24 protein-coding genes are annotated in these 24264 nt (G+C 69.1%); 16 read left to right on the top strand and 8 right to left on the bottom strand.

Going from position 1 to position 24264, the window contains the following annotated elements; translation table 11 throughout:
• Genes ACSVDD_RS06510 through ccmI form a run of 3 tightly spaced genes read left to right on the top strand, consistent with a single transcriptional unit; the run spans position 1 to position 2368 of the window.
• Positions 1-531, top strand: coding sequence for a DsbE family thiol:disulfide interchange protein (locus tag ACSVDD_RS06510; RefSeq protein WP_448188476.1), 531 nt, complete (start codon positions 1-3; stop codon positions 529-531).
• On the top strand, positions 528-995 hold the full coding sequence (locus tag ACSVDD_RS06505; RefSeq protein ID WP_448188475.1) for a cytochrome c-type biogenesis protein: 468 nt from the start codon (positions 528-530) through the stop codon (positions 993-995). The genes ACSVDD_RS06510 and ACSVDD_RS06505 overlap by 4 nt, the downstream gene beginning before the upstream one ends.
• A complete protein-coding gene (gene ccmI, locus ACSVDD_RS06500) occupies positions 992-2368 on the top strand; it encodes a c-type cytochrome biogenesis protein CcmI (protein ID WP_448188474.1) in 1377 nt (458 codons plus the stop codon). Before ACSVDD_RS06505 ends, ccmI begins: the two co-directional genes overlap by 4 nt.
• 54 nt (positions 2369-2422) lie before the next feature.
• Here ccmI and ACSVDD_RS06495 read toward each other — a convergent pair whose 3' ends face one another.
• A complete protein-coding gene (locus tag ACSVDD_RS06495) occupies positions 2423-3133 on the bottom strand; it encodes a hypothetical protein (RefSeq protein WP_448188473.1) in 711 nt (236 codons plus the stop codon).
• 439 nt (positions 3134-3572) lie between these two features.
• Here ACSVDD_RS06495 and ACSVDD_RS06490 point away from each other — a divergent pair, with 439 nt between their 5' ends.
• Positions 3573-5027, top strand: coding sequence for a 4Fe-4S binding protein (locus ACSVDD_RS06490; RefSeq protein ID WP_448188472.1), 1455 nt, complete (start codon positions 3573-3575; stop codon positions 5025-5027).
• 26 nt (positions 5028-5053) lie between these two features.
• A complete protein-coding gene (locus ACSVDD_RS06485) occupies positions 5054-5620 on the top strand; it encodes an iron transporter (protein ID WP_448188471.1) in 567 nt (188 codons plus the stop codon).
• A gap of 140 nt (positions 5621-5760) precedes the next feature.
• Here the strand turns inward: ACSVDD_RS06485 and ACSVDD_RS06480 are convergent, their stop codons facing one another.
• The gene (locus ACSVDD_RS06480) at positions 5761-6132 is read right to left on the bottom strand and encodes a hypothetical protein (RefSeq protein ID WP_448188470.1); all 372 of its coding nucleotides are present in this window, start codon (positions 6130-6132) and stop codon (positions 5761-5763) included.
• A 197-nt stretch (positions 6133-6329) separates the two neighbouring features.
• On the bottom strand, positions 6330-7448 hold the full coding sequence (locus ACSVDD_RS06475) for a M48 family metallopeptidase (protein WP_448188469.1): 1119 nt from the start codon (positions 7446-7448) through the stop codon (positions 6330-6332).
• 177 nt (positions 7449-7625) lie between these two features.
• Here ACSVDD_RS06475 and ACSVDD_RS06470 point away from each other — a divergent pair, with 177 nt between their 5' ends.
• The gene (locus ACSVDD_RS06470) at positions 7626-8117 is read left to right on the top strand and encodes a hypothetical protein (RefSeq protein WP_448188468.1); all 492 of its coding nucleotides are present in this window, start codon (positions 7626-7628) and stop codon (positions 8115-8117) included.
• Between the two features lie 361 nt (positions 8118-8478).
• Here the strand turns inward: ACSVDD_RS06470 and ACSVDD_RS06465 are convergent, their stop codons facing one another.
• Entirely contained in the window at positions 8479-11829 is a 3351-nt protein-coding gene (locus ACSVDD_RS06465; RefSeq protein ID WP_448188467.1) for a response regulator, read from the bottom strand.
• 282 nt (positions 11830-12111) lie between these two features.
• Positions 12112-12975, bottom strand: a complete 864-nt coding sequence (locus ACSVDD_RS06460; protein ID WP_448188466.1) for a hypothetical protein — start codon at positions 12973-12975, stop codon at positions 12112-12114.
• A gap of 194 nt (positions 12976-13169) precedes the next feature.
• Here ACSVDD_RS06460 and ACSVDD_RS06455 point away from each other — a divergent pair, with 194 nt between their 5' ends.
• On the top strand, positions 13170-13451 hold the full coding sequence (locus ACSVDD_RS06455) for a hypothetical protein (protein ID WP_448188465.1): 282 nt from the start codon (positions 13170-13172) through the stop codon (positions 13449-13451).
• A 210-nt stretch (positions 13452-13661) separates the two neighbouring features.
• On the opposite strand, the gene ACSVDD_RS06450 is transcribed toward ACSVDD_RS06455, so the two are convergent.
• A complete protein-coding gene (locus ACSVDD_RS06450) occupies positions 13662-13835 on the bottom strand; it encodes a hypothetical protein (protein WP_448188464.1) in 174 nt (57 codons plus the stop codon).
• A gap of 380 nt (positions 13836-14215) precedes the next feature.
• Between ACSVDD_RS06450 and ACSVDD_RS06445 the strand changes: the two genes are divergently transcribed.
• From ACSVDD_RS06445 to uraH, 8 genes are all read left to right on the top strand, one after another.
• Complete coding sequence (locus ACSVDD_RS06445; RefSeq protein ID WP_448188463.1) at positions 14216-15913, top strand: ABC transporter ATP-binding protein; 1698 nt, start codon at positions 14216-14218, stop codon at positions 15911-15913.
• 168 nt (positions 15914-16081) lie between these two features.
• Entirely contained in the window at positions 16082-16261 is a 180-nt protein-coding gene (locus tag ACSVDD_RS06440) for a hypothetical protein (protein WP_448188462.1), read from the top strand.
• A gap of 28 nt (positions 16262-16289) precedes the next feature.
• Positions 16290-16481 (top strand): hypothetical protein, encoded by a 192-nt coding sequence (locus ACSVDD_RS06435; protein ID WP_448188461.1) that lies wholly within the window; start codon positions 16290-16292, stop codon positions 16479-16481.
• Positions 16482-16495: 14 nt separating this feature from the next.
• Positions 16496-17233 (top strand): Crp/Fnr family transcriptional regulator, encoded by a 738-nt coding sequence (locus tag ACSVDD_RS06430; protein WP_448188460.1) that lies wholly within the window; start codon positions 16496-16498, stop codon positions 17231-17233.
• Complete coding sequence (locus tag ACSVDD_RS06425; RefSeq protein ID WP_448188459.1) at positions 17230-17670, top strand: hypothetical protein; 441 nt, start codon at positions 17230-17232, stop codon at positions 17668-17670. Before ACSVDD_RS06430 ends, ACSVDD_RS06425 begins: the two co-directional genes overlap by 4 nt.
• A 255-nt stretch (positions 17671-17925) precedes the next feature.
• Positions 17926-18660: a substrate-binding periplasmic protein gene (locus tag ACSVDD_RS06420; protein ID WP_448188458.1), complete on the top strand. Its 735-nt coding sequence runs from the start codon at positions 17926-17928 to the stop codon at positions 18658-18660.
• A 76-nt stretch (positions 18661-18736) separates the two neighbouring features.
• Positions 18737-20287: a methyl-accepting chemotaxis protein gene (locus ACSVDD_RS06415; protein ID WP_448188457.1), complete on the top strand. Its 1551-nt coding sequence runs from the start codon at positions 18737-18739 to the stop codon at positions 20285-20287.
• Between the two features lie 40 nt (positions 20288-20327).
• Positions 20328-20798, top strand: coding sequence for a hydroxyisourate hydrolase (gene uraH / locus ACSVDD_RS06410; protein ID WP_448188456.1), 471 nt, complete (start codon positions 20328-20330; stop codon positions 20796-20798).
• Between the two features lie 44 nt (positions 20799-20842).
• Here uraH and ACSVDD_RS06405 read toward each other — a convergent pair whose 3' ends face one another.
• Positions 20843-21973 (bottom strand): glycosyltransferase, encoded by a 1131-nt coding sequence (locus ACSVDD_RS06405; RefSeq protein WP_448188455.1) that lies wholly within the window; start codon positions 21971-21973, stop codon positions 20843-20845.
• 176 nt (positions 21974-22149) lie between these two features.
• Between ACSVDD_RS06405 and ACSVDD_RS06400 the strand changes: the two genes are divergently transcribed.
• Positions 22150-23043 carry an O-methyltransferase gene (locus ACSVDD_RS06400; RefSeq protein WP_448188454.1) on the top strand — a complete coding sequence of 298 codons (894 nt, stop codon included), beginning with the start codon at positions 22150-22152 and terminating at the stop codon, positions 23041-23043.
• Between the two features lie 50 nt (positions 23044-23093).
• Here ACSVDD_RS06400 and ACSVDD_RS06395 read toward each other — a convergent pair whose 3' ends face one another.
• Positions 23094-24155 (bottom strand): hypothetical protein, encoded by a 1062-nt coding sequence (locus ACSVDD_RS06395; protein ID WP_448188453.1) that lies wholly within the window; start codon positions 24153-24155, stop codon positions 23094-23096.
• Positions 24156-24264: the final 109 nt, after the last annotated feature.

Below are 24264 nucleotides of genomic sequence, written 5' to 3'. Positions count from 1 at the left end.
ATGAAGCGTCTCGTCTATCTGCTGCCGCTTCTGATCCTGGTGGTGGTTGCCGGGTTCTTCCTCGTCGGGTTCAACCGCGACCCGAAGCTGATCCCCTCGCCGATGATCGACAAGCCGTCGCCGGCCTTCTCGCTGGCGGGCCTGCGCGGCAGCGACGGCACGGTCTCGAACGCCCGGTTCGAGGGCAAGGTCACGCTGGTTAACTTCTTCGCCTCGTGGTGCATCCCCTGCCGGGTCGAGCACCCGCTGCTGTTGGAGTTGTCGCGTGCCGGGACGGTGCAGATCGTCGGCTTGAACTACAAGGACAAGCCCGAGGACGCGCTGAACTGGCTGCGCCAGCTGGGTGACCCGTACGGCGTCATCGCCGCCGACCGCGACGGCCGCGTCGCCATCGACTGGGGCGTCTACGGCGTGCCGGAAAGCTACATCATCGACAAACAGGGCCGCATCCGCTTCAAGCAGGTCGGCCCCATCACGGAAGACGTCTGGCGCAAGGACATGGCGCCGATGATCAAGGAGTTGTCCCGGTGAAGCGCCTGATCTTGGCCGCCGCTTTGGCGATGGGACTGGCGGCGCCGGCCGGCGCCGTGATGCCCGACGAGGTGCTGAAGGACGCCACCCTGGAGCACCGGGCGCGCGAGATCAGCAAGGATCTGCGCTGCCTGGTCTGCCAGAACCAGTCCATCGACGATTCCGACGCGCCGCTCGCCCGCGACCTGCGGGTCATCGTCCGCGAGCGCCTGAGCGCCGGTGACAGCGACGCCGGTGTGGTGAAGTTCCTCACCGACCGCTACGGCGACTATGTGCTGCTGAAGCCGCCGGTGAAGGCGACGACGGTGGTGCTGTGGACCGCACCGGCGGTGCTGCTGCTGCTGGCGCTGCTGGCGGCGCGCTCCGTCCTGCGCCGCCGCGCCGTCGAGACAGCCCCCGTGCCGCTCAGCGACGCCGAGCGCGCGCGGCTCAAGGATATCCTCTCCAGCGGAGGCCAGTCATGACCTTCTGGCTCGTCCTCGCCGCCCTGACGGCGGTGGTCCTCGCCCTGTTGCTGCTGCCGCTGCTGCGCCGCGGCGACGCCACCGAGGCGTCCACGCGCGGCGCGCACGACCTCGCCGTCTACCGCGACCAGCTCACCGAGGTCGAGCGCGACCTGGAGAGCGGCCTGCTGACCGCCGATCAGGCCGAGGCCACGCGCATCGAGATCCAGCGCCGCATTCTCGGCGTGGCCGCCGACCGCGCCGACCGGCCGCTCGGCCGCGGTGCGCGCGCGGCGCTGGCCGGCTCGCTGACGCTGTTCGTGCCGGCGGTGGCCTTCGGCCTCTACAACCACCTCGGCGTGCCCGGCCACCCGGACAAGCCCTACGCCGAGGCGCAGGCGGAGCGCCAGGAACTCGGCGGCGACCAGGACCCGACGATCCTCGCCATGATCGAGGGCCTGTCGGCCCGCCTGACCCAGAACCCCGAGGACGTCGAGGGCTGGCAACTCCTCGGCCGTTCCTACCGCGCCCTCAACCGGCTGGAGGAGGCCGCGGCCTCGCTGCGCCAGGCTGCGAAGCTCGGCAGCACCGACCCGGAGACCTACGCCACGCTGGGCGAGTCCATCGCGCTGGCCGGTGGCGGCACGGTGACCACCGAGGCCGGCAACGCCTTCCGCAACGCGCTGCGTCTGCACCCCGGCGACCCGCGCTCGCGCTTCTATCTGGGGATGGAGGCCATGCAGCTCGGCGACGCCGTGCAGGCGGTGGCGATCTGGCGCGACCTGGAGAAGGACTCCGGCCCGGAGGCCCCCTGGCTCCCGTTCCTGCGCGAGCGCATGCGCGAGGCCGCCGCCGCGGCCGGCGTCAACCCGGAGAGCGTGCCGCCGCAGTCCCCGGTCACCGCGTCGGTCGGCGACGGCCGGCATGAGCGCGTCGCCCCCGCCCAGCGCGACACTCCAGAGATGGTCCGCAACATGGTCGCGCAGTTGAGCGAGCGGCTGGCGCAGAACGGCGACGACGCCGACGGCTGGGTAAAGCTCGGCCGCTCGTACCGGGTGCTGGGCGACATGCAGAAGGCCAAGGACGCCTACGGCCGGGCGACCGCGCTGAAGCCCAAGGACGTGCAGATCAAGATGGACTACGCCGACGTGCTGCTGCTGATGGCTGGCGAGCCGGAGACGTTGCCCGCCGACTACGTCACGGTGATGCGCGAGATCCTGATGCTCGACCCCGGCAACGCCGACGCGCAGTACTTCATCGGCTTGGCGGAGATGCAGGCCGGCCGCTACCGCGCGGCGCGGACGCACTGGTCGAACCTGCTTGGCGGGCTGGACCCGAAGTCGGCCGAGTACAAGGAACTGAAGCGCCAGATCGAGGAACTGCCGGAAGGCTGACCGGCTTTCAGGAACAGGAACGGGCGGCTTCGGCCGCCCTTTTCGTTTGTGGGATCAGCTGTCCTTCGGAGCGTCGGCGTTCGTGCTCGGCGCGGGTTCGGCGGGCTTGGCCTCATCCGGCTTGGCATCTGTGGGCTTCTCCTGCTTCTGCTCCTGCTGCTGCGCCGCCTTCTTGTCGCGCTTGGCCGTCTTCGCCTGCCAGGACCGCTCGGCCGGGGTGGCGCCCTGCGGGATCGACTTGGCGGGCGAGGGCAGGGGGATCATCGGCTTGGCGGTTCCCGCCGGAGCGTCGGCCGACGCGTCGATCTTCACCGCCGGGCGCGGCACCGCCGGTGGCGCCTTCTGTTCGGGATAGTACGGCTTCGCCGGCGGGGCTTCCGCCTTGGCCTTGTCGACGGACAGCGTCTGCTCCGCCGGCTTCTCGGCCGGCTTTTCGGCCGGTTTCTGGTCGGCCGCCTTCTGCTCGGCGGGTGCGCTGCTCTTGTTGTCGCTGCGCTCCTGCGCCGCCTTCAGCATGGCGACCTCGGAGTCGTCGCCCTTCCCGCCCTTCTTGGCCAGCTTCTCGGCCTCAGCTTCCGCCTTGGTCTTGACGATGATCTTGCGCTTGCGCGGCGCGTCGCGATCCTCGGCATAGGTCGGGGCCTTGACGACCTCGATCTTGGTGCCGGTCACGAATTGGATCAGCGTCTGGTTCGTGTCCCACAGGCCATAGCATCCGCACAGCGGAACGCTGAGGATGGCCACGAGGACAAGGCGGTGGGTCATAGCTCCGAACCACTCCGACGGGACGGCGCCAAGGGCGCCTGGGTGGTTCCATGCCAAAGCCGGGCCACATAGCCCGCATTCTATAAATATTTCGGGGACTGGCACAAACTGTCACGGCGCTTGCAAGGTACGGGGTGCACAGTGCGGCTTTTGCGATCTCTCCCACGCCGCTTCCTCAACGCACCGCCCGCAGGCTCGGACGGTGCGTTTTCTTTTGCGCTCCGCGCGCCCCCTCCGCTTCCCCGCGCCGGGAAGCGGATTCCCGGAAATGGAAACGCAATTCACCGCTCCCAACCTTGGGAACGCCCCGCACGCTCCAGCCGCCTCCGGTCCGCTTCTTGCAACTCTGCGGGCAACGACCGACGGCGCCGGTTCATTGGCTGTTAACCACGACCATCGATCATGCCGGCGCCGGCACCAAGCCAACTGGACGATCACGATGAGCGGCACCATCCCCCAAGCCCGACCCGTGGAGACCTCACGTCCTGCCGCCCGTCCTGCGGCGAAGCCGCAACCGGCGCTGGCGTCCGTGGCCCGCGCCGTCGAGGGGTTCTTCGTCCGCCACCGCCGCCGGCTGGCGTACGTGCACGCGGCGATGTTCGTGGTCTTCATGACCATCATCTTCGGCCCGCTGTTCACGCCCGAGGCGCCTCCGGGCGCCGGGGCGTTCGACCACATCACGCCGTTCGCGTCCTATGTGCTGTGGGGGCTGTGGTTCCCGCTGGTGTTCCTGTCGGTGATCGTCACCGGCCGGTCGTGGTGCGGCATCCTCTGCCCGATGGGCGCGGCGGCGGAGTGGGGCAACCGCTTCGGCCCGCAATGGAGCATCCCCGCGTGGCTGCGCTGGGAAGGCTTGCCGGTGGTCAGCTTCCTGATCATCACCATCCTCGGCCAGACGGTCGGCGTGCGCGACCATCCCGAAGCCGCGGCCGAGGTGTTCGGCGCCACCATGGGGGCGGCGATCCTCGTGGGCTTCTTCTATGGCCGGCGCCGCCGCGCGTGGTGCCGCCACCTGTGCCCGATCGGCCTGCTGCTGGGCGTCTTCTCGCGCCTGGGCGCGGTCGAGTTCCGCCCGAAGATCAAGCTGGCCGGCGGCGAGAGCTACACCGAGCACGGCGTCTGCCCGACGATGATCGACGTCACGCGCAAGGAAGAGTCGCGCCACTGCATCGAGTGCTTCCGCTGCGTCAACCCCGACGCCAAGGGCGGTGTCGCGCTGCGCCTGCGCCGGCCCGGCGAGGAGGTGGAGAACATCCGCCACCACCACGCCAACCCGATGGAGGTGTGGTTCCTGTTCATCGGCACCGGCATCGCGCTGGGCGGCTTCCTGTGGCAGATCCTGCCGCTGTGGCAGGATCTGCGCCAGATGACCGGCGAGTGGGCCATCGAGCGCGACCTGTTCTGGCTCCTCGAATCCGGCCCCGGCTGGCTGATGAGCGTCCACCCCGAGCGCCGCGAGGTGCTGGTCTGGCTCGACTTCTTCCTGATCGTCGGCGCCATGCTGGCGGTGATGGCGCTGTACACGGCGCTGCTGGGCGCCACCACCGCGGCCGCCGCGCGCCTCGCCGGCCGCGCCGGTGCGGATTCCACCTTTGCCCGCCGCTTTACCGAGTTGGGCTACCAGTACGCGCCGGTCGCCATGGTGTCGCTGGTGGTCGGCCTGGGCACCGCGCTGTTCGCGCCACTGCAACTGCTGGGCTTCGGCCCCGACGTGGTGCGCGCCGCCAAGGCGTTGCTGTTCGCCGCCAGTCTGGTGTGGAGCGTCTGGCTCGGCTGGCGAATCCTCGGCAACCAGGGCGTGCCGGCAGCGAAGCGCTGGCTGCCGCTGGTGCCCGGCGTGCTGGGCAGCGCCGCCATCGCGTTCGGCTGGTGGCCGGCGCTCTTCGGCCTTTGATTTCCGTGACCCCAAGGAATTCTGCGATGAAGACCCTGTACGCCCTGCCGCTCGCCGCCCTGCTGATCGGGGTCGCCGCTCCCGCCGCGCTCGCCGCCGGCCGCGACATCGGCACCGCCGAGCGCGAGGGCATGAACATCGTCGTCCGCTACATCCAGGCGGTCGAGGTGGAGACCGGCGACGAGCCCGGCCAGAAGCCCGCGGCCAACCCCCACGCCGGCCACGGCGGTCCGGCCGACGCCCATCTGGAGGCGGTGATCACCGCCGCCAAGGACAACGCCTACGGCTTCTTCCCCGGTGCCTTCGTGCCGTACCTTCAGGTCGAGTACATCGTGCGCAAGCAGGGTTCCGACTGGGTTGGCGACGGCGTGCTGAAGCCGATGATCGCCTCGGACGGCCCGCACTACGCCACCAACCTGCTGCTGAATGGCCCCGGCAAGTACACAGTGGAACTGATCGTCGCCCCGCCGTCCGCCAAGGTCTTCCCGCGCCACCTCGACAAGGAGACGGGCGCCAAGCCCTGGTGGCAGCCGGTGTCCATGGAATGGCCCTTCACCTTCGTCGGCAGCACGGGGAAGAAGGGCGGGTATTGAGGGGACGGGCTCGTTGCAACGCCCCCTGACCGTCATCCCCGCCTCCGCGGGGATGACGGTCAGGGAAAGGGCGCAGCGGCCCTGTACAAACAAAAAAGGCCGGGCGCTCTGCCCGGCCTTTCTCGTGGGAGGGAATGCCTTCACTCCGCCTGCAAGGCACCGATGAAGAAGACGCCGGGGAAGGTGCGGTTCAGGCCGTTGGCGTAGAAGTCGCGCACCATCGTGCCGTCGCCATGGCGGACCACCATGCCGGCCTTCAGGTCGGTGTACGGGGCGGCCAGCCAGCGCTGTCCATCCTCGTCCTCGACCAGGGCGTAGGTGTAGCTGTCGCTGTCAAAGGCTTCGACCACCGTGGCGGTGAAGGGCAAGTCGGCCTGCACGCCGAGGGTTTCGCCGGTGCGGTGCTGCGGCGCGGGGCTGGGAGACGACGCGGCCGACGACAGGGTCGCGGGGGCAGCGATGACCAGGGTGGCGAGGGCCAGCGTGGTGAGGACGGTCAGCGTGCGTTTCATAGCAGTCTCCCAAGTCCGGTGCGCTCTGCCCGAGGGGGTGGTTCGGCGTCGCGCACCTTCCTCTTTGCAGGCCGCGTGCCAAGGCGCCGCTCCCATGTCTCCCTTGGATTCCCGCTTCGCTCCAATCCAAGATTCCTCAATGCCGGAAAAATCCCGCCTAATTTTCCCACAGCGGAGAGGAGGCCATTCCCGGCCGGTCAGCGCTTGCGGATTTCCGGCCGCAGGTCGGCGCCGCTGCTTCGCTTGACCTCGATCTCGCGGGCGGCGGCTTCCAATGCCAGGAAGCGGGCGGGGGTGGTGGGGTGGCTGGTGGACATGGTGATGGTGCGCGGGTTGAGCGCCGCCAGCCGCCGCCAGAAGCCCGCCGCCGCGGTGATGTCGAACCCCGCGCGCGCGGCGTAGTAGATGCCGACATAGTCGGCCTCCGCCTCGAAGTCGCGGCCGTAGGCGCCACGCGCCACGTCGCCCCAATAGCCGCCCAGGTGCTCGGCGCCGGTCAGCAGATCCAGCACGCCGCCCAGCGTCGAGCCGGTGCGGGCGTTCTCCTCGCGCTTGTCCATGTGGCCCATGGCGTTGTGGCCCAACTCGTGGCCGAAGATCAGCGCCAACTCGTCGTCGGTGACGAAGTCCATCATGGCGGTGGTGAAGCGTACCGACCGGCCGTCGGCGTAGGCGTTCACCACGCCCGCCCGCTCAAGCCGCACATCAAAATCGCACCGCAACGTCGGCGTTACCCGCAGGTCCAGCGGCTGCCCGCCGCGCGACAGCGAGAGCGTGACGGGCCGCTCCGACGAGACGGCCCGGCGCAGCAGCGCCTCGACCTGCGCGAGGGTGTCGCGGCCGGTGGGCAGGCGCTCGCCGTTCACTGCCAGCAGCCGGTCGCCGACCTTCGGCCCGCCGGTCTTCGTGTCGCTGACGGCCAGCACCACCACGCTCTCGTCATTCGGGAAATGGCGCAGGAAATCCCCGGCGAACGCGTTGTCGGAGCGGTTCATCGGCACGAGGCCGAGATCATAACGCGTGCGTCCGCCACACAGCGGTGCGTTGGCCTCCAGCACCCGCGCCCCCACCGCATGAAGGCGCTGGAGGCGGGTGATGTCGTCGTCTCCCGCCTTTGCCGGCCCGGTGTCCAAACCGTGCAGGCCGCCGAAGCCGCGCACGGTCGCCAGCCGCATTTGCAGCTCGGTTTCCTCGCGCTGGTGGTCGGCGTCGATCTGCGGCACCTCGGCCACCGGGCGGCTGCACGCCGCCGCTACGGCCAGCGCCGCCAGCGCCGCCCACCTCCATGTCCGCCCCGCACCCGCGCGTGTGCCCATCGGCTCCTCCCCGTCGATCGTGCGGGGCGCGACCGCAAGAAGCATACCATAGTCGTATACAGCGAAGCGGCGCCGCCGGCTTTGTCACGTGTGGGCCGGGGGCGGGCGGACTATGCTGTTGCGATGGCGGGATAGCCCCGCTAGAAGCGGGAGCAAGCCTGTCGTGGAGCGATGGTGGTGAGAAGACGCGCATCCTTGCCGGCGGTGATGGCGATTGTGCCGCTGCTGCTGTGCGCCGCGCCGGCGCGCGCCGCGGCGCCGACGGTGGACGACGCGCAGGTGCTGTGGGACTGGATCGCCCGCACCATCGCCACGGTGGCGCGCTGCGCCGACTACGACTACGACCGCCGCGAACAGCACCTCGATCTGCTGGAGCAGTACTTCAACGAAGTGAAGGACGCCCAGGCGAAGATCGAAAGCATCCTGGTGCAGGACGCCACCCGCACCGGATCGCGCAGCCCGGCGCGCGACACCGCCAAGAGCATGGACGCGACCATCGTCAAGGCCCGCGCCACGGTGGACGAGGAGAACCAGGGCCACGACATCCGCTTCATCAAGAACGTCTGCAAGGGCTTGCTCGACGACTACCGCGCCGACAAGGCCCTGTTCATCCCACTGACCGAGCGCTTCCCCAGCGAGGCGAAAGCGCTGAGCCTGACGGCGCCCTGAGGGGGCGGAACGGCGCACTTGCTCTCGCAGGCTGTCCGGTCTAGGATGAAATTCCTCGTTGGCGAGGTGCGTCCGCACGCTGCGGAGAGGATGAGACGCTCCGCAAAAATGCGTTTCATAGCGTCTCATACCGAAGGCGCTTGATGTCTTCCATCAAGCGCCTTCGGTTCAAACCCGGCAGCATATTGCGCAGCAATGTGCGGGAGGGTGATACGGCCGGCCGATCATGGAAGCATTCATGCGCCGGCCGTATCACTCCGTCTCATCCGACGCCGAACGGATGCAACGCTCACCAGAATCGCGTTTCATAGCGTTTCATAGCGTTTCATTGGTTGCATCCGACGCCGCCGGGAAAGCGGTTCTAAGTCGGGATCGGCACGCCGGCCCGGTAGGTCTGGAGATAGGCGATGCCTTCGGCGGCGGCGTCTTCCACGACGGCGAGCAGGGCGCGCACCGCCGGGGCGTCGCCCGCGTGGGCGGCGGCGCACAGCTGGCGGCAGCGGGCCGGCAGCACTCGCAGGCCGACGTTGCCGGCATAGGACACCAGCGCGTGCGCCTTGCGGTCGACCGCCGCCATGTCGTCGGCGGCGGCGCGCAGCGCCTCCAGGCGCTCGGGCGCGGAGCGCAGGAAGTCGTCGATCAGCTCGGCGCAGGACCGGTCGCTGAGCGACTCGCGCAACTCGTCCAGGATGAACTCGTCCAGCACCGGCAGGTCGCTGTCTTCCGGGTCGAGGGCGTAGGCGGCGCCGGTCACGGCGGCGCCGATGGCGGCCAGCAGGCCGGTGCGCTCGATGGGTTTCAGCACGTGCCCGTCCATACCGGCGGCGCGGCAGTCCTCCAGCTGGCGGGGCAGCGCCGCGGCGGTCATCGCGAGGACCGGCAGGCGGCCGACCGGCGGCGGCAGGGCGCGGATGGCGCGCGCCGCCTCCAGGCCGTCCATCACCGGCATCTGCACGTCCATCAGCACCAGGTCGTAGCGGACGTGCTGCACGGCGTCCAGCGCCTGGGCGCCGTTCTCCACCGTGTCCACCACGTGCCCGGCGAGGCGCAGCACGGCGCTGGCGACGACGCGGTTGCTGTCCAGATCGTCCGCCACCAGGATGCGCAAGGGGTGTGGCGTCGGTTCCGGCTCCGGCTTGGGCGGGGCGGGGGAGGCGATAGGCAGGGGAGCGGGCTGTGGGGCGGGCTGTGGGGCGGGCAGGGTGATTTCGGCCAGCAGCGCGTCGATCTTCGCCTTCAGCTCCATCGCGGAGAAGGGCTTGGGCAGCATCTCGTAACCCGGTTGCGGGTCGTCGCTGCTGGCCACGGTGTGCGTGGCGAAGCCGGAGGTGACGATGATCCGCATCTCCGGCCGCAGGCGGCGCGCCTGTTGGGCCAGCTCGATGCCGCTCATGCCCGGCGGCATGATGACGTCGGTGACCAGCAGGTCGATCGTCGTGCCGTCGTTCAGCAGCACCAGCGCCTCATTGGCGTTGCCGGCCTGAAGCACATGGTGGCCGTAGCTCTCCAGCACCAGGACGGTGGCCTGCCGCAGCAGCGCGTCGTCGTCGACCACCAGGATGGTGGCCTTGCCCGGCGTCTGCGCCGCGGCGGCGCAGGGGTGGGCGAGGCGGAGCAGCCGCTCCGCCGGCAGGCGCACGGTGATGGTCGAGCCCTCGCCGACGCGGCTGCTCAGCACCATCTGGCCGCCGTGCAGCTCCACCAGATGACGGGTCAGCGGCAGGCCCAGGCCGGTGCCGGTGAGCTGCCGGTTGGCGGGGTTCTCCACCTGCTCGAACGCCTGGAGGACGCGCGGCACATCCTTCTCGTCGATGCCGATGCCGGTGTCGGAGACGGTGATCGTCGGCGCCCCCTGGTTCAGCGCCACCGTCACGGCGACCCGGCCGCCGGAGGGTGTGTACTTGACGGCGTTGGTCAGCAGGTTCAGCAGGATCTGCCGGATGCGCTTCTCGTCGGCGCGGAGGTACTGGGCGTCCGGCGCCACGCTGTGGCTGATGGTGACGCCCGAGCGCTCGGCCCGCGCGGTGATCATCCGCGTGCAGAATCGCACGGCGGCCGAGAGGTCCACCGTGTCCTCGTCCAGGCGCAGGCGGCCGGCCTCGGCCTTGGCGTGGTCGAGGATCTCGTTGATCAGGCCCAGCAGATGGTGGCCGCTGTCGCGGATGTCGGAGCCGAACTGCACGTACTGCCGGTCGCCGGCCGGGCCGAACGCCTCGCGGGCGATCAGGTCGGCGAAGCCGATGATGGCGTTCAGCGGCGTGCGCAGCTCATGGCTGAGCCCGGCCAGGAAGTTGCTCTTGGACTGGTTGGCGCGCTCGGCGGTGCGGCGCGCTTCCTCCAGGTCCTCTTCCATGCGCTTGCGGTCGGTGATGTCGCGGATGACGAAGACGAATTCCACCGGCTCGCCGTCCCGCAGGTCGGTAATCAGGCGGGCCGACGCCTCGGTCCACACCCAGCGGCCGTCCTTGTGCCGCATCTGGAAGGTGCCGGTGCCGCGCGGCGTGTCCGGCGTCAGGCGGCTGAACAGCGCGCCGGCGGCGCGGCGGTCGTCGGGGTGGACCTGCGTCATGAAATTGTCGCCGGTCAGTTCCTCCGGCCCATAGCCGAACACGTCGTGCACCGCGCCCGAGCAGTAGGTGCGCACACCGTCGAGCGACACCCGCACGATGACGTCGGAGACGTTCTCGGCCAGCAGCCGGTAGCGCGCCTCGCCCTCGCGCAGAGCCGCGTCCGCCTCGATCCGGCGGGAGATGTCGCGGATCACCATGACGTATTCGCGGATGTGCGCGGGGGTGACCGCCGGGGAGCGGCAGGCGACGGCGCGGACCCCCACCTCCACCCAGACCCAGCGGCCATCGGCGCGGTGGATGCGGCCGGTGAAGCGCGCCTCGGGTGCCGGCGGCTGCGGTCCGCCGGGCAGGGCGTCGGCACCGGGCTGGTCGGCGGGGTGAAGCAGATCGACGAAGCGCTGTCCGATCAGTTCGGCCGGCGTGCAGCCAAGCGTTTCCTGTACGGCGCCCGAGGCGAAGGTCAGCACGCCGTCCGGTCCGACCTTGCCGATCACGTCGGAGACGGTGTCGGCGATGAGGCGGTAGCGCCCCTCGTTCTCGCGCAGCGCGCGTGCTCCCTCCAGGCGCCGCCGCTCGCGCAGCAGCAGCGTGCCGAGGAACGTGGTGCCCAGCAGCCCCATGCCCATCACCGCGGCGCCGGTGGTGCGCAGCGCCTCCAGTGCCGTGTCCCTGGGCAGCAGCGCCGCCGCCAGGATTTGCGCCGACCCGGCGAGCAGGCCGAGCAGCAGCATGTGGCGGCTGCCCAGCTTCACCCGGCGCCGTTCGGCGACATACGCGAAGGCGATGCCGGCCGCGGTGGAGAGGACGATGGCGGCCACCCCGGCGAGCGCCCCGGCGCCCCCCAGCCACAGCCGGTAAACGGCGGCCAAGGCGGCGGCGGCCATGGCGGCGAGCGGTCCGGCGATGGGGGCGGCGAGGGCCAGTATCACGCTGCGCGCGTCGATGTAGACGCCGGGTTCGATGGTGATCGGCTGCGCCATGGAGATCAGCGCGCCCGTGCCGAACATCGCGCCGCAGGTCAGTGGCCACACCAGTGGGCGGCGTCCCAGCCGCTGCTCCAGATCGCCGAAGAGGATGGACACGAGCGCAAGGAGGCCGACCCCCTTCAGGAGTTCGACCAGCGCCTCGGCAGAAGGCAGCATCCCCGCGTGCATCGTTGCTCGATTCCCACCCATGCCCGAGCCGCCTGGACCGTGTGCTGGGTCAGGCGATTGTCGGGATACTATACGAAAGCGTGTGCGCGGAAATCTGTCAAATCCGTGCGCTGTAGACGCCGCGGGCGTCCACATTATTCGGCAATGGTTCCGGTGATGCGCCGGGTCGGCGCCGCACCCGTAAGGGGTCAGGACATGGGGGGCTCCACAGGGGGCGGATGGGGGGCATCGGGTAGGCCCTATCTTATACGCAAAAGCCGTGCCGCGTCGTCAGGGGGGCGGTGCGTTGCGCCAGCGCCGGACGCGTTCGGCGATCAGAGTCGCGGCGCGGCAGCGGTCCACCGCCGCCGTCTTCTCCTGCAAGACGGCGAGGTGCTGTTCCTCCGCCGGTGTCAGGCGGGCTGTGCCCAGGCGCTTGCGCGAGGTGAGCGCCAGTTCGTCAATGGCCTCGGCCTCGCTGTACTCGCCGCAGGTGGCGGTGATCCGCCGCCGTTCCGAAGCGGTCGGACCCTTGAGGTCGGCTTCCAGCCGTTCCTCCGATAGCGGCCGGGACGCGCCCGGCGGCAGCGTGGCCAGCGTGGCGGCGTAGGCTGGCGGCACTTCCATCTCCGCCAGATAGGCGGCGATCTCCGGTTCGGGCAGGCGGCGCAGCAGCAGATGCTCGCCCAGCCGCTCGGCACCCGCCACCCACACCAGGAAACAGGCCCCGGCGCAGATGCACTCGGTGTCGGGCTTGCAATGTGCCGGGAAGACGCCGCCGCGGTCCGGCCGGTACTGCGGAGCTACGGTGCTCAGGTGGCGGGCGCGGACCAGCCGGCCGATCCGCATCGCCTCGGCCACGTCGCCGCCGCGCGCCACGGTGTCGATGCGGGCGAGGAATGGCCCCGACCGCTCTGCCAGGGCGGACACTGCGGCATAGTCGCCTGGACGGATCTCGCCGGTCAGCGCCAGCGCGCCGCAGGCGCCCGGCGATGGCCCCCCGATGTCCGGCGTGGCGGCGGCGACGACGCGGCGGACGTCGTCGGCGGACACGGGGACGCAGCGCACGGCGGCCTGCGCCGGGCCGGCTGTCAGGAGGCCGAACCCCAGCAGCGCCAACGCTGCGAGGTGCCGGATGCGATGTCGGGCGGTCATGGCCGTAACACCCCAATACAGCTTTTGACTTTGGTCAAGCGACAAGCCCGGCGCCGCCCGCCGCCGTCCGTGCTCAATGACAAGCCTGAAATACGATTGGGCCATGTGTGTCCTCGTTATGACCAACGTATTGTTCTCTTCTCTTTCGAGGTATGGCATTCTTGATCTCGGGCGGTGTTTCTTCGGGTGTGCAAATGAAGCGGGCGGTTATCGGCGCCGCGTTGCTGCTGGGCGGCTGCAACGCGCACAACGGGGCCTCTCTCAACGAGAAGCTCTACAATTTCGCGAACGCAGGCATGGTTCGGGTGGGCGATGGCCAATACGCGTCGCTGCAGGCGACGCAGGTGCATTCGCCGCGCGAATGCGCTGCGCTGACGCAGCCGGGGGCGCGGGTGTCGGCGTCCAGCTACGACACGCTCCGTTCGCTGTGCGTGAAGGACGCTTCCTTCAAGGCCGAAGTCGCCGCCGTCAACTAAGGCGGGCCAGCCAAGGCAAAATTGTGGGTATAGGGGCGGAAGGCCGCAGGGCCTGTCCGTCCCTTGGCGCGCTCGGCCTGGATCGGCGCCATGCTGGACGAGGGGGCGAGTCGCTCCTCGCCGGGGCGTCGACGGTGGTGGAGGCGGGCAGTGCCGAGAGGGGCCGTGAAGCGGCGGGGCGGCGTCCCTTCGTCGGACCCTTGGTGAGGATCAGGCCAGGGCGCGGGCCTGTTTCAGGTGCTGGCGCGCCAGGGCCAGCGTTTCGCGGTTGCTGACCAGGCGCTCGCGCAGCGTTCCGCCGGTCGGGTAGAGCCGCACATCGCCAAGCACGCGTTCGGCCTTGTCAAGGAAGGTCATGATGGTGAAGGCGGTGTCGGTCGTCATGTCCTGTCCTTCCTTAATGGGGTTGCGGGCCTTGTGCGTTGCGGGCGACGTGGGTGGTGCGGGTGCTGGGCGCATCCCTAATAGCAACGGCCGTGCCAAAGCGTGAACGCCGCGGCAGCAAAGCAAAATCCGCATTTCGATCGGGGCTATGTCCCAACTCCGGGAACCTGAATGTCAATTTCTGGAGTGGCGTGACCCGTCGCCGCGCCGGCAATTCGCCATCAAGGCCCCCTCCACCCCATGACGGCCCCCCGGAGCGTGGTATAGGGAGGCAGGCAGAGTTCGAACGGGGAAGCGGGATGAGTTCGGGAATGGCCTCTGCCGAGACGGGCAATTTCGGTTCGTTTGTCCGGGACATCGTGGCCTTTGGGCGGTGGCGCTTGGCTGGAGTTGCCGTATTGGCCGTGCTGGCGGTGGCCGCCGAAGGGCTGGGGTTGCTGCTGCTCGTGCCGATTCTTCAACTCATGGGGCTCGTCGAGGCCGGCACCGGCGCTCCGGCGTGGGCCGGCGTTCCGTCCATTGGGCTGGAGGGGGCGTTGGCGGTGTACGTGCTGCTGGTGGCGGCGGGCGCCATGGTGGTGGCGGCGCGCAGCACCGCGGTGGCGGCGCTTCGTTCCGATTTTGCCGACGATCTGCGGCGGCGCCTGCACCGCGGGCTGACCGGCATGGAGTGGCGCGCTTTCAGCCAACTGCGCGGGGCCGATGCCCAGCATGCGCTGACCATGGAAACGGCGCGCGCGGTCAATGGCGTGGATTTCCTTCTGCGGATGGCCGGTTGGACGGTCGAGATCCCGGTGCTGCTGGCGGTGGCCCTGCGGCTGTCGCCAGCCTTGACCGGCGCCTCCCTGGCACTCGGCGGCGTTTGTCTGGTGCTCAGCCGTCCGCTCAACCGGCGGTCGCACGCGCTCGGGCAGCAGCTGGGCGTGACGTGGAAGGCCTTGCAGGGCGACATCAGCGACGACCTCGCGGGGATGCGGGTGATCCGCGGCTTTGGGCTGGAGACGCTGCGGCGCCGGTGCTTCGAGGGGCGGATGGCGGACGTTCGGGCCGCGACCCTTGCGCATCAGCGCTCGTCCAGCTTGGGCCGCGCGGCGCTTCAAGCGTTTGCGGCCGCCGCGGCAGCCCTGTCCGTCTGGTTCGCCGTGCGGGTGCTCGCCATGGGGCTGGCCGACACGCTGGTGCTGATGATGGCGTTCGCCCGTCTGCTGGCGGCGTCGCTGCGCATTCAGGATGCTTGGCGGACGGTGCTGCACGCGCTGCCGGCGTACGCCGCGGTTCAAGGCATGCTTGCACGCTGCCGCGCCGCCGCCGAGCCGGACCTCGACGCTGACGACGCGCCGCCCATGGCGCCGCCGGTGCGCGGGCTGACGCTGGAGCGGGTAACGTTCGGATACGGCGCGGACGGTCCGGCGGTGCTTCGCGGGATCGATGCCCAGGTTTCCATGCACGCCGTCACCGCGGTGGTCGGTCCCTCTGGGGCCGGCAAATCGACCCTGGCCGATCTCCTGCTCGGGCTGAGCGAGCCCGACACGGGGCGCATCCTGGTGGACGGGCGTCCTCTGTCCGGGGCGTTGCGGCGGGCGTGGCGCCGGCGGGTGGGGTACGTTCCGCAGGAAGCGTTCCTTTTCCATGATACCGTCCGCGCCAATCTGCTGATGGCGTGTCCTCAGGCTTCCGACGCGGCGCTGTGGGCGGTGCTGGAGCAGGTGGCCGCCGCCGATTTCGTGCGCGCTCTGCCCCAGGGGCTCGACACGATGGTGGGTGACCGTGGCGGGTGGTTGTCCGGTGGGCAGCGGCAGCGCCTTGCGTTGGCGCGCGCGCTCCTTGCCGGCCCGGACCTGTTGATCCTCGACGAGGCGACGAGCGCGCTCGACAGTGAAAGCGAGGGGCGCGTCCTTGACGCCTTGGAGGCGTTGCGCGGGCGGCTGGCCGTGGTGGTGATCGCGCATCGGCCCTCCACCGTGCGCTCCGCCGATCACGTCATCGTCCTGGATGCGGGGCGCGTCGCCGCCACCGGACCCTGGGCGGACGTGAGCGCCACGGCCAAGCCCATCCTGGATCGGCTGACGATGGGCTAGGAGAGATCCCGACTCCGGGAACCGGAGTGTCAAAGGCAGGATTGGCGGAACCCGAATTGGTATCCTGGTGCCGCGGCGGTGGTTGGCTTGCGCCGGCTGCGCCTTGGCACGCGTCATGCACGGATGTCGGCACAGTTACCATCCATCGCACTCGAAAATGAGGGTGTCATGCGCGACGAATACGAATTCCTGCTCGCGCTGAGCAATGAAGCCGACGCAGAAGTCCGCTTGCAGATCCAGCGTATCTGCGAGATGCCCCGAAACGAGAAGCTCTGGACCCAGCCGGAGGCCTCGCAGAACCGTACGCTGCCCCGCCGTCCCGAAACCAGCCGCCACGCCTCCCACTGAGCTTCCAGCCAGCCCCATGAGGCCGCCCATGCAAGGCCGTATCGCCATCAGCGCTTACTGCCACGCCCTGATCCTCGGCTTCGCCGAGGTTCGTGCCCGCGATTTCGCAGACCGGGTGTTCGGCGAACTGTTCCCCGAGATTTCCGCCGACGAGCGCAAGGCCATCCTCGACCACGAGATCTCGACCGTCGAGAATCGTGTCATGCCGACCACCCACTGAGGGCGCCGACTCTCATGAAGAAGATCCGCACCCGCCGACACGCCGAAGCCGCCAAGGCGCTGTCCGCCATCCCCCCCTTTGACCGCCTGTCGTTGCTGCGCTTCTGCGGCGTGACCGAGATGATTGAGGTGAAGAGCCACGCCCGCGGCGCGGTCCTGTTTGCCCGCGGCACCGTGTCGGACGTCCTGTACATCCTGCTCAGCGGCACGGTGGCGCTGGAGGCGGCGGTGCGTGACGGCCAGCCGATGGTCGTCGAGGTGATCTCGCGCCCCGGTCCGCTGGACGCCATCGCGGCATTGGCCGGCGCGCCGTGCTCGGTGCAGGCGGTCGCCACCCGCCCGGTGCGAATCGCGACGCTGCCGGTGTCCGTGGTCCGTTCGCTGACCATGCTGGAGCCAGCCTTTGCCGCCGCCCTGTTCGGCATGATCGCCCAGCAGTACCACGCGGCGGTGGAGCAGATCGGCGACCTCAAGGCGATGTCGGCCACCGAGCGCCTGGGCTCCTACCTGCTCCAGCAGGCCGACCACGCCGAACCCGCCGACAACGGCGGCGTGCGCATGCGCCTGCCGATCGCCAAGAACCAGATCGCGCAGAAGATCGGCATGGTTCCCGAGAGCCTCTCGCGCGCCTTCATGGGCCTGCGCCGCGTGGGCGTCACCACGGCGGGGCGCGACGTCGCTATTGCCGATGTGAGTCGGCTGCGCGCCTTCTGCGCCAACCGCAACGCCGAGCCGGCCCGGGTGGCGTCATGAGCGCCGCGACCGCGCGGGGCTGGTGGGTTGCCGCCCTCCTGCTGGCGGCCGTGGTGCAGGCTCCGGCCGGCGTGGCCGCCGCCCCCGCGGACGAGGTCCGCGCGCTGGATCCGCTGATGGCCGCCGAACTTGAGCGCGTCGCCACCGCCTGCACCGTACCCGAGGGCATCGCCAACTGCCAGGACGCCATCCGCGCGTGGTTCGGCACCCACGACCCGCGCGCGGCCAACTGGCAAATCGACCGCCTTGTCGAGGAACTGCGCTTCGACATCGAAGTGGCCGCCCTTCTAGCCCGCATGGAGCACGCCGACGCTCCAGCCGCGGTGGAGCGCTTCCGCGAGCGCCACCAAGCGCTGCTATCCGCCCAGCGCGAGGCAACCGGGCAGCGGGAGCCGGCCGCGCTTGCCGGTCCGCCCGCCGATTCTTCGAATCGGTAACCGTCGCCACCCCTTTCCCACAATCGAGAGGCGAGCCGTCGCGGCACCGCCGTTTCTTGCGCGGATGCTGGCCGTGTGCCCGCGGCATGCCGCTTGCTTTGTTCGCGGAAGATGGCCGGGAGGCCGCAGAAGCACCGCCACCATGCTTCCACTGCGGCCCGACACGGTCCCGGGAGTGCAACGAACCAACACCGGACGAAGGGCTTACGGTCCGAACAATCGCCCGGCTCCTATCGCTCAAAAGGAACCCATTCCATGATCCGTTCCGTCTTCGCCGGCCTCCTCCTTGTCTCCGCCGCGTCGGGTGCGTATGCCGCCGACGTGCCGGTCATGACCTATCACGAGTTCCCGCCCTTCGTGACCGAGCCGGGCAAGGGCCTGACCTATGCGTTGGCCGACTACATGACGAAGAAATCGGGCGGTAAGTACACGTTCGTGGTCGAGGCCATGCCGCGCAAGCGCCTGGACACCGCGCTGGCCGAGGGCAAGGCGGTCGTCGTGCCATGGGCCACCCCGGCCTTCTTCGGCGACCAGGACCAGACCAAGTACAAGTGGTCGGCCACCGTCATCCAGGACGCCAACGCCGTGGTGTCGCCGAAGTCGGCGCCGATCGAGTACACCGGTCCCGACGCCCTCGCCGGCAAGATGCTGGGCGGTGTCGCCGGCCACCGCTACGGCTCGGTGGATGCGCTGGTGGACGGCGGCAAGATCAAGCGTGACGACGCCAACTCCGAACTGACCAACCTGAAGAAGGCGGCGCAGGCGCGCATCGACGTCACCATCCTGGCTGACACCGCCGCGCGCTACCTGATCAAGAGCGAGAACCTCGCCGACAAGCTGCACGTCTCGGCGACGCCGCACAGCAAGTACGAACGCCGTGTCTTCGTGTCCGGCGGCGACGCCGAACTGGTGGGTTTCGTCACCAAGACGGTGGACGGCCTGGCAGCCGACGCCGACTGGAAGACGATCAGCGAGCCGTACCTGAAGTAAGGCGCCGACGGTGGGGAGGGGCGTTCCCTCTCCCCACCGGCTGCCCTTCGCTCCTCCCTGGACAGGAAATCCCGCCATGACCGCCGCAACCCGCCGCAAGAGCCTGAAGATCACGCTGCTGGCCTGGACCGCAGCCCTGCTCGCCGTCGTCTTCACCGGCTTCAGCGCATGGCAGTTGCGCAGTCAGGCGGCCGATCAGATGGCGCTGGTCGAGGCGCGCGGCACGCTGATCGCGTCGCTCCAGGCGGAGGCCGTCGCGGCGCCGCTGTGGAACATGGAGGACGACAGTGTCGCCAAGATCCTGGCGAGTTTCGCCCGCGACCCGGACTATCTGGGCTCGCGCGTCGTCGATCCGTCGGGCAAGCCGAGCCATGCGCACGGCGCCGCCCCCAACCCTGACGCAATCCTTTTCGCCCAGGACGTCACGCGCGGCGGCAAGAAGCTGGCCGTGCTGGAACTGCGCCTGTCGCGCGCCTCGCTTGAGGCGGCCAAGAGCGCCGCCATGCTCCGCACAGTGCTGACGCTGGGCGTGGTGGCGGCGATGATCATGGCCGGCTTCTCGCTGATGCTGCGCCGCATCTTCCGCCCGCTCGACCAGATCCGCGAGGCGATGTACGCGCTGTCGCACGGCGAGCTGAGCGCCCAGGTGCCCGGCCTGGAGCGCGCGGACGAGATCGGCTCCATGGCGGACGCGGTGCAGACCTTCAAGAAGAACGCGCTGGACGTGCAGCGCCTGGAGGGTGAGCGCGCCGCCGAGAAGCAGGCCGCCGAGGCCGAGAAGCGGAGGGCGCTGGCTGCCATGGTGACCACTTTCGAGGCGTCGGTGCAGACCGTGGTGCAGTCCGTGGCGACCGCCGCCACCGACCTCCAGGGCTCGGCCGAGACCATGAGCCGCGTCGCCCAGGAAACCCGCCGCCAATCCTCCATCGTCAGTTCGGCGTCCGAGCAGACCTCCGCCAACGTGCAGACCGTCGCCGCGGCGACCGAGGAGCTGTCCGCCTCCATCGGCGAGATCAGCAAGCAGGTCGGCCACGCCGCCTCCGTCGCCGGTCAGGCGGTGCAGGAAGCCAACCACGCCAACACCATCGTCCAGGGCCTCGCCACCGCCGCCAACCGCATCGGCGAGGTGGTCAATCTTATCAACGACATCGCCAGCCAGACCAACCTGCTGGCCTTGAACGCCACCATCGAGGCGGCGCGCGCCGGGGAGGCCGGCAAGGGCTTCGCGGTCGTGGCCAGCGAGGTGAAGGCGCTGGCGACCCAGACCTCGCGGGCGACCGACGACATCCGCAGCCAGATCGACGGCGTCCAGAAGGCGACGAACGAGGCGGTGCAAGCCATTCAGGCCATCACCGGCACCATCGGCGACATCAGCCAGGTGTCGGCGGCCATCGCCTCGGCGGTCGAGGAACAGGGCGCCTCGACCAACGAAATCGCCCGCAACGTCGAGCAGGCGGCAGCCGGCACCCAGGACGTGTCGGACAACATCGCCAACGTCAGCCACGCCGCCGGTGAGGCCGGCACGGTGGCCGACACGGTGCTGACCGCCGCCGTCGCGCTGTCGCAGCAGGCCGGCGCACTGCGCCGCGAGGTGGACCAGTTCATCACGAATGTCCGGGCGGCGTGATCGTCACGCGACCTGGAGGGCAAGTCCAAGGAGAGCAAACATGACCATGTCCAGAAGGGAAGTGATCGCGGCCGGTGCGATGCTGGCGGCCGCCGCCCCCGGTGTTGCCGAGGCGCAGACCGCGCCGGCCAGCCCGACCGTGAGCGCCAACACCAAGCCGAAGCTGAGCACGCACGTGCTCGATACCTATCATGGCCGGCCGGGTGCCGGCGTGAAAATCGATTTCGCGCGGGTCGAGAAGGACGGCTCGAAGACGCTCATCAAGACCGTCACCACCAACGCCGATGGCCGCACCGACCAGTTGCTGTTCACTGCCGAGGAAATGGTGGTCGGTACCTACGAACTGACCTTCCACGTCGCCGACTACTACCGCGCCCAGGGCCTGACGCTGCCCGAGCCGGCGTTCCTGAGCACCGTGCCGATCCGCTTCGGCATCTTCGACGCCAAGCAGGGCTACCACGTGCCGCTGCTGTGCACGCCGTGGAGCTACAACACCTACCGGGGCAGCTGAGCGGCAGACCACCCGTAGAGCCTCAGTCAACACTCTACTCCGGATCATGGCGGCAGTCGGTACAGCCGGCGCAAGGCGGCCCAGCCGGCGGCCGCTCCATGGTCGCGCCGCACGATCACAGCAGCATCGGCGATGCGCATACGTTTTTCGGCGTTGGGCAATGCAGCCAATTCCGACAATGCGGCGGTGATGGAATCAACGTCAGTTCCGCACCAGCGCACCGCCGGTCCGAAATGGACGAGACTGCGCAGGCCAGGGCTGTCAGCGAGTGCTGCGGGCACGCCGCAGGCCAGGGCTTCCAAGGCGGCGACGGGTAATCCCTCCCGGTGGGACGGCATGGCGAAGGCGTCGGCTGCGTGCAGCAGCGAGCGCACGTCGTCGACCACTCCCAGGAAACGGACGCGGTCGGCGACGCCTTCCGTGACGGCAAGGGCTCGCTCTGCGGCTTCCAGCGGTCCATGGCCGGCATGCAGCAGCAGCATGTCCTTGCCGTTCGCCGCCAGTCGGGCGACGGCCCGGATCAAGGCGTCGTGATTCTTCACTTCCAGGCAGCTTCCGACGGCCGCCACCGCGAACGTTCCATCGGCAAGCCCCAGGCGGGCGCGCGCCTCCGACCGCTCCTCGTCCGTAGGTGGCCGGAACACGGGATCCACCCATGCCGGAATGCACTGAACGGGATTGGCGAAACGCCTCTGCTCGTTGTCGACGACGGATGCGGATGGTGCGGCATGGACGACGCCCAAGAGATGCCGCGCTATTGCACGTTGCGCTGATCGACGGACACGCAGGCTGCCGGTGAAGGGGAACGTGCTGTGCACCATGCGCACGATCCGAGGCACCCGATTGAGATGGGCGGCCAATTCGATCCAGAACGCCGCCCGTTCGCAATGGACATGAACAACATCGAAGCGATTGCGGCGAAAAAGGGCAATGAGATGCCCGACGAAGGACAGGTTGCGGGAAAAAGGGAGGTGGTTGATGACGTAGCCCGCGGCGGCAAGGCGTGCCGCGAAGGGGCCTGGTCCGTTCTCACCGGTCGACAGTATTGTTGGTCGAAGCCCGTTCGCCACGATCAACGGCCCGATCACCTCCAGCATACGTTCGGCGCCGGATGGTTGCAGATCCGCCATCACGTGGAGGATGCTGCGGGCGTTTCCGCTGGTGGTCTGCTCCATCCGATCGACCCTGCTTTGGTGTTCATGCACGGAAGTGTACAATCTGGGATGTGCTGCCGCGCGCAACACTGCCGCTGTGCGCAACGTTGCCGTGCTTTTCCTGGCGCTATGGACGAGGGCAATATACAACAATGGGGAATGGTGACGCGCAACAAGGAACGTCGAGTATGTTAGACATGGCCCCTTCAACAGAGAGCCAAGCCGCGTGCGATGCCGGGGCGTTCCGGGAGACAGCGGACACGCTGCTGGAGCAGTTCGCCAGGAAGCATGGCGCCTCGAAGATGGTCCACGACTATCTGAAGCGTTACGACCAGCACTTCCATCAACGGCGGCACGACGTCCGCCGGATCATCGAGATCGGACTCCAGGCGCCGCACCAGAGCGGCTCGTCCGTCCACATGTGGGAGGACTACTTCCCGAACGCCGTGGTGCACGGCATCGACATCAATCCGGCCTGTCGCGGGCTGGAAGGGGGCAGGGTCAAGATTTCCATCCTGAACTCGGCCGATGGTGCCGCGGTGGACGCCTTCATTCGCGAGAACGGCAGCGACTTCGACCTGATCATCGACGACGGCAGCCACTGGTACCAGGACCAGATCGATACCTTCCGCAACTTCTTCCCGCATGTCCGTCGGGGCGGGCACTACGTGGTCGAGGATCTGGTCAGTGGCGACGGTCCGCACCGATACATCGCGGTGAACGCTTTCAAGGAACTGGTCGACGGCATCAATTACTTTCCCGCCGACCTCAGCACGGGGTGGTGGCAGCGCCTGCACTCCCTGGAGGGGGGGCAGGCATCCTATGTCCGCGATGTAGTCGCCGTCAGCTTCTACCGCTACATGGCCGTGGTGGAAAAGGGGCGGAACCCCGAGGACAACCGCTTCCTCACGTGCGAGGCGCCCGCCGTTCCCATCTCCATCAAGGACACCTCGGCTCGGACAGGCGGGGGTGTCGAAAAGCTGCGCCGCGTGGTCGAGATCGCCCGTGCCCTGCGCAAGCGCCACTTCATCCCGGCCAAGGCGGTGCGCGCACCCAGCTTCCTGGATCGTCTGCTCGGCCGCATCCGCTGACGCGGACTATGGTGGCGATTTGCAGGCTCGCCTGAGCGGCTCAGGACGGCTCAGGTCCGCTGCAGCCGCTCCCAGGTGTGACGCCCCGGCACGTCGCTGGTGGGGCCGCGCACGTAATGGTGCAGGATCAGGCGTCCCGTCAACCGCGGCAGGCTGTCGGCGAGATGGCGGAACGCGCTGTCCATGCAGTGGATCTCCTGGGCGTTCTCCAGGATCATGCCGTAGTCGAAGATGTTGTCGGTCATCCGGCGGTCGGGCCGGATCACCGGCAGGCCGCCGGGCACCAGGCGACGGTCGATCGTGAGGTTGCGGCCCGGATCGTCATGAAGGAACAGGTAGGGCCGTACGGTCCCGACCAGCCGCTCGAACAGGGCGCGCTCGCGCTCCGGGTTCCGCTGCACGAAGGAGAGCGCCCAGCGATCCGAGTAGTCCAGTCCGGCCTGGGCGTAAAAGTCTTCCCCGAAGGTGTGGCGCTTCTCGTCCAGCTTCTCGAAGCCGATCCTGACCAGCGGAACCGCCGGGTAGTGCCGCAGGAAGTCGTTCACGTCATCGTCGTGGCGAACCGGGAACAATCGGATCGTCGGGTCGTCCCGGAACATGAAGCGGACGCTCGTCTCGTTATGCCGCTTGACGAACAAGCCGAGCGACGGCGTCCCCGCTGCGATGTGGCGGACCAGCCCGTTGCATATCAGATGATCGCCCAGCCCGAGGTGGTGGGAGAGGAACAGGGCCGGAAACGCCTCGGGCGCCGCTGGCCGGCCGTGCCGTGCGAGTGCGGTGTGGGCGCGTGTTTCCTCCGGCCGCCGGGCTAGGAGGTCGAGCAGCAACCCCTGCGCCTCGCCGGGGCGGCCGAGCGCCTCGTGCAGGGCTGCGAGCAGGAGCAGCGCCTCGGCGTCGTCGCGCCGGCAGGCGGAGTCCTCCAGGCACCGCAGGGCACCGGCACCGGGGCGGCCGGGCAGCAGTGCCCTTCCGGCCATGAGAAAGGCGCCCGGATCGGCCATGGCGATGCGGCGAAGATCCTTATAGAGCGCCAGGGGACGGACGGGCAGTCGCCGCAGTCCGGCGAGGCTGCTTTTGGTCTGTCGGGTGGCCGCGACGACGGCGTCGAGCATGACTTGATTTCCCTTCCCCCGCGCGGACATCCAGCGACGGGTTTGCCGGAGCATGGCCCAAACATCCCGTGCCCTGCAATCCTGGACGCGCCATGCGGGCATCGTGACA

This window comes from Azospirillum terrae (assembly GCF_053470425.1).
The sequence above is the reverse complement of the archived record's forward strand: the minus strand, read 5'-3'. Positions and strand labels throughout refer to the sequence as shown.